Genomic DNA, 14,129 nt, shown 5'->3' on the forward strand with positions numbered 1-14,129 from the left:
CATGGCACACCCGCCCGGCACCAGCGTGCACCTGATCGCCGATCTCGCGCAGTGCCGAGGGCTGGACGATGCCGCACTGATCGAACAGGCCTTGCGCGAAGCGGCAGAGGCGGCAAACGCCCGCATCGTCGGCCTGCACATGCATCACTTCGGCGAAGGCATGGGCCTGACCGCCGTCGCCATGCTCGCCGAATCCCACATCTCGATCCACACTTGGCCCGAAACCGGCGTCGCTGCGGTCGACCTGTTCGTCTGTGGTATCTCGGCTGATGCCGAAAGTGGCCTTGCACGGATCGTGGATCTGCTCGGCGGTGAAGTTATGCGCAAGCAGGCCGTCCAGCGCCTCTGACGCAAAAAGGCCCCGGAGGGAGATCTCCGGGGCCTTCGCGAAAGGCTTGGCGCCTTTGTTCGCTAATTAGAAGTTGTAGTTCGCACGAATGCCGAAATAGCGGCGCGAGTTGCGCGAAAGCACCTGGTTCACAGCCGTTGCAGGTCCGCCGACGAGGCCGCCGACGTTGGATGCGAAGTGCTTGTCGAACAGGTTGTTCACGAACAGCGTCACGCGATACTGATCGTCACGCTGGCGCACACCGATGCTGCCGTTGAGCACGCCATAGGCCTTCTGGAAGTAGAGCGGGTTCTGGAACAGGTCGAAGTTGACCCGGCTCTGGTAGCGATAGTCGAGCGTGACGAAGGCATCGAACGGCATCGAGTCCATGAAGATGTCGTACATCGCCGAGGCGTTGAACATGAACTTCGGCGCGTTCGGCAGGCGCTTTCCTGCAAGATTCTGCGCACGCGCCGTTCCAGGCCCGCTGCCGTCGATGTCGAAGCAGACCGGTGCGGTCGTCTCGATGGTGTTGCAGTTGGCGAGCGGATATTCGGTGATGATCGCGTCGAGGAAAGTGCCAGCAAGATCGAACGACAGCGCCCGGGTGGGCTTGGTCTGCAGTTCGACTTCAACGCCGCGCGTGCGCAGCTTGCCAACATTGTTGAGCTGGAACTGGATCGACTGGTCAGGCAGAACGACAGCCGATTGTGACTGGAAGTTCTTGTAGTCTGTCCAGAAGCCGGTGACGTTGAACTGGACGCGGTTGTCGAGGAAGCGGCTCTTCAGGCCGATTTCATAGGTGTGCGACGTTTCCGCCTTTACCGGGTTGGCCGCACGGAAAGGCGTGAAGCCCGACGAAACGTCGTAGCCCTGGCCCTTGTAGCCGGTTGCGAACGAGGCATAGACCATGACCCGCTCGGCCACATCCTGCCGCAGGGCGATCTTGCCGGTGACGGCGTTGTCCGAAGCATTGCCCGTGCAGACATTCAGGCAGATCGCGTTGTTGGCAGGCTGCGTGGCAGGGATGTTCAGACGCTGGAACGAAACGTCGATCTTCTCGTGGTTGTAGCGGATGCCCGCATCGAGGTGCGTCGTTTCGGCAAGGTCATAAGTGCCTTGCGCGAAGGCAGCGTATGTTTCCGTCCCGGCGTTTGACACCCACTTCGAGAGCAGCGGGCCCGAAGGGCCGCGATCGAACGAGCGATCGGTCTCGCCGTTCGAGTAGAATGCACCCAGAATGTACTGGAACGGGCCGGGCGCAGTCGACACAAGCCGCAGTTCCTGCGTGACATTCTTGGTGTCGTATGGGCTGCTCTGGACGAGGCCCGTCGGCGATCCGAACACTGGCAGATTGATCTGCTCGACGTCGTCCTGCGTATCCAGGCCCCACTTCTGGTAGCTGGTGATCGAGATCAGGTCGACACTGCCAAGGTCAATGCTGATCCGGCCGCTGACGCTGGTCGACTTGCCCTTGGCGATCCCGTCATAGTTCTGGTTCAGCAGATAGTTGTCCGGTCCAGCATTGATGCCGGCAAGGTTGGTGGCGAGCGAGGCACCAAACACGGTTGCGCCCGGCTGGAAGCTGCGCACGGTACGCGGCATAGAGTTGCCGTCGGTCTCGGAATGCTCTGCCGAGATCGAGATCTTCACGTTGTCCGACACATCGGCGACGAGCTTGCCGCGAATGCCCCAGCTCTCGTCTGCACCGAGGTAGTTGCCGGTTGCAAGGTTCTTCACATACCCGCGGAAATCGCTGTAGAAGCCGTTGATGCGGAAGCCGACGTTCTCGCCAAGCGGGCCGGAAATGCCCGCTTCCACGCGATATTCCTCGTCCGTCGTCGCCGAAGCGGCAATCCGCCCCGAAAAGGTGTCGGTGGGAGCGCGCGTGACGATGTTGACCACACCGGCTGAAGCGTTCTTGCCGAACAGCGTACCCTGAGGTCCGCGCAGCACTTCGATCCGCTCGATGTCGGTCAGGGTGGTGAACGCCTGGCCCTGGTTCAGGATGGGAACATCGTCGACGACGACCGAAACTGCAGGTTCGACGCCAATGCTGAAGACCGACGTGCCGATGCCGCGCAGGTTGATGCTGTTGCCGGTGCGCTGCGTGCCCTGCGTAATGGTCAGGCCAGGTGCGGTCTGCGCAAGATTCTCGAACTGGGTGATGCCTTTGTTGGCGATGGCCTCAGCCGATAGCGCGGTTACCGACACGGGTACCTGCTGCAGGTTCTGTTCACGCTTCTGCGCGGTGACCACGATCTCTTCAAGACCACCTTCGGGTGCTTCTTGCGCCTGTGCCGTGGTGGCGATGGCGAGCAGCGAGATGCTGGCTCCCAGATATGCTTTGTGGAACACTTGAATCCTCCCTTTTGCCACAAGTTGGACTGGCCAATCTCATGAAATCATCGACCGCGCAACCATTAACCGCACTAATGCCATGATTTGAAATCATCTATTTTGTGCATGGTAATCATAAATCTGGGGAATTGCCTGCCCTGGCTGGCGATCGACGCTGCCTGCTAAGTGCATCTCATTGTTGTCTAGATCATTGATCTGGCGAGATAAAGTGCGCCTTTCCCATAGTGGGCACCTTGTGAGCCTTAGGGGCTTGTGCAAAAGTAATTGTGGTAAGGCCAAATGGTGGCTACGACTTGCCCGCGAGATGGAAAGTCGTAGCCGGAATGGTCTCTTCATTGCGCTAGCGGGGGATAGAGGCTGGTTCGGGGAAAAGTCGGCCGTGCGCCGGAGCAGGTAAGGAGAGGCGCGATGGCAACGGGAAATTCGGCAGCGAAGCTGGCGGCCATTGCGCTGTGTTCGGTTGCGCTGATGATTGCACAGGCCAGTTTCGCGCGTGATACCAATGATGGTGGTTCAGCCCGGACCGTGCACACGGCAGGGGGGCTTGTCCGGGGGATCGTGCAGCAGGGCGGCGTTGAGGCCTATCTCGGCATTCCTTATGCCAAGCCGCCAGTGCGTGAATTGCGCTGGCGTGCGCCTCAGGAAGCCAATTCATGGCGCGGAGTGCTCAACGCCGATCGATTTTCCCCGCTTTGCGTGCAGCCGATGCGGAGCAGCATGGCGAACCAATATTCCGGCCCTGAGGCGATATCAGAAGACTGCCTCTATCTGAATGTCTGGACGCGGCCCGGACTGCGCAAGGCACCGGTGATCGTTTATATCCACGGTGGGGCGTTCTATGTCGGTTCCGGCAGCGTCGGCATTTACGGCGGAGAAGCCTTGGCGAATGAGGGGGCGGTGTTCGTCAACCTCAACTATCGCGTTGGCCCACTCGGCTTTCTTGCCACTCCTGAACTGCGCGCTGAATCGCCGGATGGTGCCTCGGGCAATTACGGCCTGCTGGACCAGATTGCTGCGCTGCGTTGGGTTAAGGCAAACATAGCGCGCTTTGGCGGTGATCCTGAGAATGTGACCATCGCGGGGCAATCGGCCGGGTCGATGTCTGTGCTGGCGCTGCAGGCAAGCCCACTTGCCAAGGGCTTGTTCGACAAGGCCGTGGGCATGAGCGGTGCCAATCTTGCCGGACCGATCGGGTTGCCTTCGCGCGCTGAGGCAGAAGAAGCCGGAACGAAGTTGATGGCCACGTGGAAGGCGAAAGATCTTGCCGAGTTGCGGGCGATGCCGGCTGACCGGCTGGTTGTTCCCCGCGTGCCCGGCGGGCCGAGCACGGGTCCGTCTGTCGACGGTCACGTTCTGCCAAACCCTATACCGGCGATTTTCGCGGCACGTCGGCAAAGCGACGTGCCGCTGCTACTCGGCTTCACCCGTGATGAGTCGCTTGGCGGGATGGGGCCCGTGACATCACTGGTCGATTTTCGGGACAAGGCCCGGAAGCGGTTTGGCACGCAGGCAGAGCGCTTCCTGTCGCTCTATCCCGCCACGAATGATGTCCAGGCGCAGGAGCAGGCGCGCATGGCGGATCGCGACGAAACCATGGTGACCGCGATGTTCGAATGGGCAAGGCTGCAGTCGATCAATGGTTCGTCTCCTGCCTTTTCCTACCAGTTTTCAAGACCGCACCATTATGCGCCGGGCGTCAGGTTTGCCGATCTCGATCCGACTACGGCGGGCGCCTATCATACATCGGAGGTGCCGTTCTGGTTGGGTACGATCGATGCGTTCGACACTTATCGCACCACCCGCGCATGGACGCCGCAGGATCGCGCAATGAGCCGATCGATGATGCAGACGTTGCTGGCGTTTGCCCGCACCGGCAAGCCTGAAACAAGAGACGTGGCGTGGCCCCGCTTTTCAGCAGACCGGCCTCGACTTGTTGAGTTCGCCGAGACCGTTTCGCAGCAGGATTGGCCCGATCCGCGCAAGCTTGCCTTCTTCAAGGCATTCCATGCCGGTGATGCGCGATAGAATTTGATCAACCAGAAGAATTACGCGGAGAGAGCGGATGCGATCATTTACAGCACCTCGCGCCAGAGCACGCCTTGCAACCTCTGTCGCCTGCCTGATCATGGCAGGCGTGGCACCGGCCGTGGCGCACGATGCGCGTGAGGTGACGGTACTTGATGCTGGCTGGCGATTCACGGCCGAGGATGTGGAGAATGCCGTCGCCCCGGATTTTGCCGATGCGCAGTGGGCGCAGGTTTCGGTGCCGCATAGCTGGAACCGGGTGGGTTATTACAAGCACGACCTTGGCGGCACGAACACGGCTGCCACAGTCGACAAGCGCCTTGGCGTTGGCTGGTATCGCCTGCATTTCGCGACGCCGGAAGGAGCCAAGGGCAAGCGGCACTGGCTGGAGTTCGATGCGGCGAGCCGTGTGGCCAAGGTCTGGCTTAACGGCACTTACCTTGGCGAGCATCGGGGCGGATTCTCCCGCTTCAGGCTCGATGCAACCGCGGCGATGAAGCCTGATGGCGACAACGTGCTGGTCGTCCGCGTTGACAACACCCAGCCCAAGGCAGGTAGTTCCACGGCAGACGTGCTGCCGCTCTCGGGCGACTTCTTCGTGCATGGCGGTCTCTACCGGCCGGTCCGCTTGGTCACGACGGCACCCCTGCACATCGATCTGGCCGATGCCGGCGGGACCGGCATTCGCGCGACGACGGTTAAGGCCGAAAAGGACCAGGCGCAGGTCGATCTGGTGGTGCGCGTGGCCAACGATGCTGCGAAGGCCGCCAAGGCCAGCGTGAAGGTCAGTCTGGTCGACCGGGAGGGACGCGAAGCGGCCTCTGCGCTCGTGCCTTCAATGCTTGCGCCTGGCAAGACCGCCGAAGTTGCCGCGAAGCTGACCGTAGCCAGTCCGCACCTTTGGCAGGGCACGGCCGATCCCTATCTTTACGATCTGGTCACGCAGGTGATCCAGGGGGACGGCACCGTTTCTGACGAGGTTCGCCAGCCTTATGGCCTGCGCACGATGGCGTTCGATCCCGATCGTGGGTTCCTTCTCAACGGTCTGCCGTATCGGCTGCGTGGTGTCGGGTATCATCAGGACCGTGACGGGAAGGGCTGGGCGATTTCGCGTGCAGACGTGGCCGAGGACATCGCGACCTTGCGCGACATGGGCGCGAACACGATCCGCCTGACCCATTACCAGCACGGACAGGACGTCCACGATCTGGCTGACCGCGCCGGAATTGTGGTGTGGGACGAGATCCCGCTGGTCTCGGTGTGGACGCTGGGCGGAAGCAAGGTTGCCGATCCGGCGCTGGTCGCCAATGCGAAGGCGCAGCTGACAGAACTGGTGCGCCAGAACCAGAACCACGCCGCGTCGGCCATCTGGAGCATTGCCAACGAGGTCGACTTCGGCAATTCGATCCCGTCGTTCATGTTCGGCGGTGCGGACGGGCGCGAGGTCGATCCGATGCCGCTGCTGAACGAGCTGCAGAAGACGGCAAAGGCGCTCGACCCCTCGCGGCCTACTGCGCTTGCCACCTGCTGCGAGGCGAGGGCTTTCGGCAGCGAAGTCTCGATCCCGACCACTGCAGTTGCGGCCGACCTTGGCGGCGCGAACCGCTATTTCGGATGGTACTTCGGCAAGCCGGGTGATCTGGGTCCGCATCTGGATGGGTTGCGCGCAAAGCGTCCGCAACAACCTTTGGCCGTTACCGAGTATGGTGCGGGTGGCGCGTTGACCATGCACACCGACAACGTACTGGGCGGCCCTGTGGACTCGCGCGGCGCGGCGCAGCCCGAGGAATACGAGAGTCACATCCATGAAACTGCGCTGGCGCAGCTCGACGCGCGGCCCTGGCTCTATGCCACGTGGCTGTGGAACTCGTTCGACTTTGCCACGACCGTGCGAACTGAGGGCGACGCTCAGGACATCAACACCAAGGGCCTGATCGCCTACGACCACAAGACCCGCAAGGACGCCTTCTGGTTCTACAAGGCGAACTGGAATGCGGCGCCGATGGTACACATCACATCGAAGCGCTACACCCAGCGCGCCTATCCGGTGACGGACGTGAAGGTCTACAGCAACACGGCCAGCACCGAGCTGCTGCTTAATGGCCGGTCGCTCGGCGTGAAAAGCGATTGCCCACAGAAGGCCTGCGTCTGGACCGGCGTAAGGCTGGATGAGGGAAGCAACGCTCTTGTCGCACGTGGCGTTCATGCCGGTGGAACGATCGAGGACAGCGCCAACTGGATGCTCGCGGCAGAGACAGCAAAGCACTTCCTGATAGATGCCGGTGCGCTGATGGCCGCCAAGAGTGAGGGCCGTATTCTCGGTTCGGACAATTGGTTCGAGGGCGGAAACGCCGCATCGCTCGACAAGCCGGCAGACTATGGCAAGCCTGCCGTGCCCACCGCCATTACGGGCACTAACGATCGCGGCGCGCTGGCAACCTATCGCACAGGGACCTTTTCCTATCGCGTGCCGGTAGCAGACGGGCGCTACAAGGTGACGCTGTGGTTCGCCACCCATGCCATGCAGAAGCCGGGCACATTCGACGTGAAGAGCGGGAAGAAGGCGCTGCTGCGCAAATTCCAGCCTGCCATTCCGGCGAGCGGTGCGGTCGCCGAGGCCAAGGTGATCACGATCAAGGCCAAGGGCGGCCTTTCGCTCGATTTCGTCAGCGGCACCAGCGATGCGCGGGTCTCGATGATCGAGATCGAGAAGCTGCGCTGACCCTTCAGGCAACGGACAGAAAAATGCTCAGGAAACTTCCGCTGCGCTGGTGGATCATCGCGCTGATCACACTCGGCACGATTCTCAACTACCTTGCACGCTCGACACTGTCGGTGGCCGCGCCCACGCTCAAGACCGAGTTTGCGATGACGACCGAGCAATACAGCTGGGTCGTGCTGGCGTTCCAGGCGAGCTACACGGTGATGCAGACCGTTGCGGGCGCGGTGCTCGATGCGCTGGGCACGCGGCTGGGATTCTTCCTGTTTGCCGTGGGCTGGGCGCTGAGCAACATGGCCCATGCCTTTGCCACTGGCTGGATGAGCCTTGCTTTCTTCCGCTCGCTGCTGGGCGCAAGCGAGGCAGCGGCAATCCCGGCGGGCACGAAGACGGTGGCGCAGTGGTTTCCTGCGAAGGAGCGCCCGCTTGCCACCAGTATGTTCCAGATGGGCACGAGCGTGGGCAACATGATCGCCCCGCCGCTGGTCGCGTTCTGCATCCTTGCATGGAACTGGCAGGCGGCGTTTCTGGTGACAGGTGCCTTGAGCCTTGTCTGGGCCGGAATGTGGTGGGTCGGCTATCGCGATCCAGCCGTGCACCCGCGCCTGTCACAGGCGGAGCGCGATGCGATCGCGGCAATGAACCAGCCCGATGCAACCAAACCTGCCACCAAGGGCCAGGTGCTGCGCAGCCGCTCTTTCTGGGCGATTGCAGTGCCGCGCTTTCTGGCCGAACCTGCCTGGCAGACCTTCAACTTCTTCATCCCGCTCTATCTCGTGGCTGTGTGGAAGCTGGACCTCAAATCCATCGCGCTGTGGGCGTGGCTGCCGTTCCTTGCGGCGGACTTCGGCAGCCTTGCCGCAGGGCTCCTGCCACCGTGGCTGATGAAGCGCGGCTCCTCGATGCTGTCATCGCGCAAGATCACGATGACGCTGGGCGCGCTGTGCATGGTGGGGCCGGCCTGCATCGGCCTTGCCACTTCGCCGGAGATGGCGATTGCGTTGTTCTGCATCGGCGGCTTTGCCCACCAGCTTCTAAACGGCGCGCTGATCACGCTCTGCGCCGACGTGTTCGACAGCCGCACCGTGGGCACGGCTAGCGGCATGGCTGGGACCTCGGCGTGGATCGGCGGCATGCTGTTCACGCTGCTGATCGGGCAGAGCGCCGACGTGTTCGGCTACAACCCTCTGTTCGTGGCGCTGGCGGGGCTGGACCTGCTGGCTGCGGTGGTGCTGTGGAGCCTGTTGCGGGCGAGAACCTAGGCGGCCAAGGCTGACGGGATGACTGCTGTTGCGGATCGCTGACAGGGCACTGAACGGCGGGAAATGGGTGGTTTCGCGACTGTCGGCTTTCAGTTCGCGAACCGAGTATGCGAACATTCGACCTACGGCGAGGTTTGTGCCGACGGCAGACCGACCGATAGGAGATGGACCACGGTCGAAGTTTACATAAACTGCCAGACCGCGCCTAATAATTCGCAAGCTGAAGAGGGTGAGCGACCTTCACTAAGGGCAAAGCCGACGCACATTCGTGCAATGGGCTGCCAATTTCAGAGTCGCGAAACGAGCACATTTCGCGCGTCACGAATTGCGCTTCTGGTTTTAAATTGGATAGCATCGTTCCATAATTTACAAGCTGTTAAAGGTCCGCTGATAACCCCAGCCACGATGAGACCCAGCCTCGAAGCCCTTTTGGAAGCAGCAAGCGTTCGCCCAGGAATGAGCGAAGAGGAGTTACCTGCGAGTGTAGTCACCGTGAGAAGAGCGTACGAAGGGAAGGTCGAAAAATACAATTACGACGGATGTTGGTCTGCATGGGTAAGTGCCGATGGTCGGATCAAAACAGTAAATTTCCCCGGCTCTTTTCCGTCCGAGGTTCTTATCGGCCCGCTCCGCATCGGAATGAGCCGAGCCGAACTTGCAGCCTGCCATCCATCTATGCAGAGCAAGGAGTCCTTCCCAGACGGCTCTGAGGTGATCGAGTTTGAGGAGGGCAAGAGCATACGAGGCCGCGCTCTGCTAAAAGACAACAAACTGTTGGTCCTCGAGCTCGCGCTCCCGCGTGCCAGAAATACGTGGTTCCAAAACTCGATCGTGAAGAGCCTCCAACGAAGGTATTCCCCACCCAAAATCAGCAAAGATCCAGATGTTAGACTGCAGCAATGGTTGCGGGAAGCGGAGAACCTCGGCCTGGAACCGAAAGTCGCTCGCCGCTACGTGAAATGGCTGAGATCCGGAACACCAGATTTGTGGCATCAGGCTGCGCGTAACTGGAATTGGGACTATGGCGTAGCGCCGCTCGCCTGGATCGTTGCTCAGCCGCAATGTGATTTGGCCACGGCAGTACTCGTTCATTATGATGCAGAGCCTGGATTTTATCGGCCCTTTGAAGACAATCGTGACCAAGTACCGGCGTGGGCGCGCGAGACGTTTGACTTGATCCACGCAATTCGCGGCCGCGTTGCCGCTGGATTTTACGTTAGGCGCGAAATCGCACTGGACAGCCGGAGGGCGTATGATGACGCCGCAGACCGGGTCTCGCCGGACCTCGCGTTCGAGGATAATCTACCTGGTCGCGATATTGCGGGCGGCGCCTTCAACGACGGATTTCCAGAGGCCCTGACTTTCTAGGCTCTCTCAGGAGCGCGCGCTGTCCCCGTTTGTCCAACGATCGCCATGCGTTTCGCTCTTCCAGGTCTGCTATTCAGCCTATCGCATGGCAATCTAGGGGTAGAATACCATCCTCTCGAGAAAGCGAAAATGGGGCGCGTTGCCGACGCCACCCGGTTACTCACGAATGACCGCTTTTTGACGGTAGCTTGATCTCGCCGCTACGACCACTTCGGGGTCGAGTCCTGACAGGCAGCTCTTAGAGAAAAACGGCGGATAGCTGACGTTCCCACCGCGAGGACATTCGCCCGCGTGCCCTAGAAATCCCGCGCCGGGATTGCGCCCCTGCGCATGATGGTCCAACCCGCAAGCGCATGGCCCGCGATGGCAGCCTTCGCTGGTGCTTCGCCACGCAGGCGCGCGCCAAGGTAGCCCGCGTTGAACGCGTCGCCAGCGCCGCTGGTGTCGACGGGCTTGAGGACTTCGGCAGGGGCGAGGATCGTGCCATCGGGCAGGCGGCAACCTTCCGGTCCGAGCTTGGCGATGGTTTCTCCGCAGCCAAGCCCCTGCCAATGTGCAGCAACCGCATTCGCGTCTGTCTCGCCGGAGAGCATGGTCTCGTCCTCGAGCGTGGGCAGGCCGATGCTGGCAACGGCGATGGCGGCATCGCGCGCGGCTTGGGCGGTTTGGCGGTCAGGCCAGAGGCGCGGGCGGTAATTGCCGTCGAAGGCGACGAGGCCGCCATTGGCGCGGACCTTGCGGGCAAGGGCGAGCAGGGCCTCGCGCCCGCTATCGGGCAGGATCGCCAACGAGATCAGCGAGAACGCGAGCAGGTCTGCCGTTTCGGCATGGGCCAGCGCGGCTTCTATACCATCGCAATCGAATAGCGCGCGGGCGGCGCTTTCGCCGCGCCAGTAGGTGAAGCTGCGCTCGCCCGCATCGTCGCAGGTGATCGCGTAGAGGCCGGGATTGCGTGTCGGGTGCGGCAGGACGAGGCTGGTGTCCAGCCCTTCTGCGGCCCATTGCGCCTTGATGTCGGCACTGAACGGATCTGTGCCGAGTGCGGTGAGATAGGCCGTATCCACCCCGCTGCGGGCGAGGTGGATTGCGGTGTTCAGCGTATCGCCGCCCCAGGCCATGCGCCACAGCGCACCGTCCTGCGACAGTTCGAGCATAGCCTCGCCGACAAGGACTGCGCGCATCAGCGGCAGGCCGGGTTAGCGGCGCCGGGCATGGCGTAAAAGGCGATGGATTGGCCGGGCAGGGTGACCTTGCCGCCGACCTCCACGCCATCGAGACCGGTCAGCCTGTTGTCTGCCGAGAGGGCCGGGGCCTTGCCGTTGACCAGCACGGTGCGCGTATCGAGCGGTTGGCCGGTCATGGTCCAGCCGGTGCCCTTGCCGCCGAGGTTGAGACTCTGCGCAGCCTCGCCGGTATTCAACGCCAACACCCCGACCCCGCCGCGCTTGCCGGGCAGGCACTGGGCATAGAGCCGCAAGGCAGGCGAGGGCGAGGCGGGGGAGGCGAGCACGGTGCTGCCCATCGTGCGCTTCCACAGTACGGCGGCCCAGTAGTTGGGGCGCGGCGTCAGGGTGTCACGATCGATCAGGGCATAGTCGCTGGCCGCAAGCGTGTTGTGCATGACGACCTGAACGCCCTGTTGCGCCAGCGCGGCGTTCTGGTTGAGGTAACGGAACGTGTCGAGAAAAGTGGAAGCCCAAGGGGAACCGCCGCAAGCGGCCTGCGCTGTCTCGGTATTCCACACCGGCTTGCCCGGCTCGAACCGGTCGCGCAGCGCGGCGTAATAGCGGTAATCGCGCACAGTCATGTCGAGCCATCTGGCGGTAAGCGCGTCCGCCTTCTGTGCGGTGCCGATGCCCAGACCGGCGCAGCGCTGCGATACGCTGCCATAGAAGTGGTAGGACACCGCATCGACGCTGTTCGGATTGGCCTTCATCATGTCTTCGGTGCTGACATGGGAGCCGAACTCGCCGGGGACCGGCACGTCGGTCAGCAGGCCCGCCTCGCCGACACCGCCAACGCCGAGGATCTTCATCCCGGGTACGGACTTGCGCGCCCAATCACGGAAAAGGCGGAACTCTGCACCGTAATTTGCCGCTGTGTAGGGTTTGGGCATTTGCGGTGCGGCGCTGGGCATGTTGGCTTCATTGAAGAATTCGGCGGCGTAAAGCGAACCGCCGGCTTCGCGGGTGAGGTCGACCAGGCGCTGCGCCTGCGAGGGCGTCCAAACGCCGTTGGCATCGCGCGTGCCGTTGCTGACGGCAAAGCTGGTGACGATGGGGGCGTCGACGGTCTTGGAGAACGCGACGACATTCTTCCACTGGTCGCGGGTCAGCACCTGCACGAAGCCTTTAGGCGGCGCGACAAGGTGTTCGCCCTCGGCCTCGAGGTAAGTGTTGTTGGCCCAGGTGCCGCTGACGCGCACGAGGCTGGGGCCGAGGGCCTTGGCCAGTGCGACCAGCTTCGGATCGGTCAGGTCGATCGGCGGGCGCTGGCGGTAGCGCTCGTCGGCGGGGCCGCCGTAGGGCGCCCAGAAGCGGCCGCCGGTCACTTCAACCATCTCGATATTGTAGGACTGGTATCGTTCGTCGACCGTGCCGACCTTCACCAGCCTGGTAAGCTGGAGTGAGGGAGCAGGAGCAGCGGCTGCCCCAGTCAAGGCGACCAGTGCGGTTGCCGCAAGAAATGCCTTTTTCATCGTATCCTCACCTGTTCTGTTCTTGCTTTACCAGTTCCACATGGTGCCATCTTCTAGTCTTGCGACGGGGAGGTAGGCTGGTTTGTAGGGGTATTTGGCGGCGAGATTTTCGTCGATATCGACGCCGTGGCCTGGTGTATCGCCGACGAAGAGTTCGCCCTTTTCGAAGTGGTAGTCGTGGGGGAAGACGGCGTCGGTTTCGGGGGTATGGCGCATGTATTCCTGGATGCCGAAGTTGGGGACCCAGGTATCGAAGTGGAGCGCGCAGCCCATGGTGACGGGGGAGAGGTCGGTCGCGCCGTGGCAGCCGGTGCGGATCTGGTAGAGGCTGGCAAGATCGGCGATGCGGCGCAGATGCGTCAGGCCGCCCGCACCGACGACGGTTGCGCGGATGTAATCGATCAGCTGGTTCTGGATGAGGTCCTTGGCATCCCAGATGGTGTTGAAGATCTCGCCCACCGCCAGCGGGGTGACGGTGTGCTGGCGGACCAGCCTGAACGCTTCCTGGTTTTCGGCAGGCGTGCAGTCCTCCAGCCAGAACAGCTGGTAGGGTTCGAGCATCTTGCCAAGGTTGGCCGCTTCCTGCGGGGTGTAGCGATGGTGGCCATCATGGAGCAGGTGATGGTCGAAGCCGTAGGTCTTGCGCAGCTCCTCGAACATCTTGGGCACATAGTTCAGCGCCTTGCGCGTGTCCCAGCCCGTCACCGAGGGCAGCGAAGCATCGGCCGGTTCGTAGTAGAGCTTGCCCCGGCCCACGCCATAGGCATCCTTGATGCCGGGCACGCCGGTCTGGGCGCGGATCGCCTTGTAGCCCATGTCGATGTAATGGCCGACCGCCTCGACCGTCTCGGCGATATCAGACCCGTTGGCATGGCCATAGACCATGATCCCGTCACGGCTGCGCCCGCCGAGCAACTGGTAGACCGGCATGCCGGCCATCTTGCCCTTGATGTCCCACAGCGCCATGTCGACCGCGGCGATCGCGCGCATCGTCACCGGGCCACGCCGCCAGTAGGCCCCGCGATAGAGATACTGCCAGATGTCCTCGATGCGGCGCGGGTCCATGCCGATGAGGCAGGGGATGACGTGTTCCTCGAGATAGGCGACGACCGAAAGCTCGCGCCCGTTGAGGGTGCCATCGCCGATGCCGTAGACGCCCTGGTCGGTCTCGATCTTGAGGGTCACGAAGTTGCGGCCCGGGCAGGTGACGATGACGCGGGCGGCGGTGATTTTCATGGGGATGCACTCGCTAAGGACAGGCGGATTGTGGTAATACCGATTGACGGACCAGTTTCGGTCTGTCAAGTTCCCTGAATTGGTATTACCAGAAAGTTTGTATGGCAACTGGCAAGTCCCACGACCGGCTCT

9 protein-coding genes are annotated in these 14,129 nt (G+C 62.1%); 5 read left to right on the forward strand and 4 right to left on the reverse strand.

All coding sequences use genetic code 11. The annotated features are described in order from the left end of the window. Position 1 precedes the first annotated feature (1 nt). Positions 2-349: an adenosylmethionine decarboxylase gene (gene speD, locus IQ25_RS18390; protein ID WP_144907732.1), complete on the forward strand. Its 348-nt coding sequence runs from the start codon at positions 2-4 to the stop codon at positions 347-349. Positions 350-415: 66 nt separating this feature from the next. On the opposite strand, the gene IQ25_RS18395 is transcribed toward speD, so the two are convergent. After that, positions 416-2,686 (reverse strand): TonB-dependent receptor, encoded by a 2,271-nt coding sequence (locus tag IQ25_RS18395; protein WP_144907733.1) that lies wholly within the window; start codon positions 2,684-2,686, stop codon positions 416-418. A 411-nt stretch (positions 2,687-3,097) separates the two neighbouring features. On the opposite strand from IQ25_RS18395, the gene IQ25_RS18400 reads away from it, so the two are divergent. The 4 genes from IQ25_RS18400 (at position 3,098) to IQ25_RS18415 (ending at position 10,063) form a co-directional block, all read left to right on the forward strand. Further along, positions 3,098-4,714 carry a carboxylesterase/lipase family protein gene (locus IQ25_RS18400; protein ID WP_246415538.1) on the forward strand — a complete coding sequence of 539 codons (1,617 nt, stop codon included), beginning with the start codon at positions 3,098-3,100 and terminating at the stop codon, positions 4,712-4,714. A 37-nt stretch (positions 4,715-4,751) separates the two neighbouring features. Further along, the gene (locus tag IQ25_RS18405) at positions 4,752-7,436 is read left to right on the forward strand and encodes a glycoside hydrolase family 2 TIM barrel-domain containing protein (RefSeq protein ID WP_144907734.1); all 2,685 of its coding nucleotides are present in this window, start codon (positions 4,752-4,754) and stop codon (positions 7,434-7,436) included. Positions 7,437-7,459: 23 nt separating this feature from the next. After that, a complete protein-coding gene (locus IQ25_RS18410) occupies positions 7,460-8,695 on the forward strand; it encodes an MFS transporter (RefSeq protein ID WP_144907735.1) in 1,236 nt (411 codons plus the stop codon). Between the two features lie 405 nt (positions 8,696-9,100). Then, on the forward strand, positions 9,101-10,063 hold the full coding sequence (locus IQ25_RS18415; protein ID WP_455430057.1) for a DUF4274 domain-containing protein: 963 nt from the start codon (positions 9,101-9,103) through the stop codon (positions 10,061-10,063). Between the two features lie 296 nt (positions 10,064-10,359). On the opposite strand, the gene IQ25_RS18420 is transcribed toward IQ25_RS18415, so the two are convergent. Genes IQ25_RS18420 through manD form a run of 3 tightly spaced genes read right to left on the reverse strand, consistent with a single transcriptional unit; the run spans position 10,360 to position 13,997 of the window. Next, a complete protein-coding gene (locus IQ25_RS18420; RefSeq protein WP_246415539.1) occupies positions 10,360-11,244 on the reverse strand; it encodes a sugar kinase in 885 nt (294 codons plus the stop codon). Continuing rightward, on the reverse strand, positions 11,244-12,761 hold the full coding sequence (locus IQ25_RS18425; protein ID WP_144907737.1) for a hypothetical protein: 1,518 nt from the start codon (positions 12,759-12,761) through the stop codon (positions 11,244-11,246). The genes IQ25_RS18420 and IQ25_RS18425 overlap by 1 nt, the downstream gene beginning before the upstream one ends. Positions 12,762-12,788: 27 nt before the next feature. Further along, a complete protein-coding gene (manD, locus tag IQ25_RS18430; protein ID WP_144907738.1) occupies positions 12,789-13,997 on the reverse strand; it encodes a D-mannonate dehydratase ManD in 1,209 nt (402 codons plus the stop codon). Between the last annotated feature and the right edge of the window lie 132 nt (positions 13,998-14,129).

It is taken from the genome of Novosphingobium taihuense, from assembly GCF_007830315.1.
Taxonomy (GTDB): domain Bacteria; phylum Pseudomonadota; class Alphaproteobacteria; order Sphingomonadales; family Sphingomonadaceae; genus Novosphingobium; species Novosphingobium taihuense.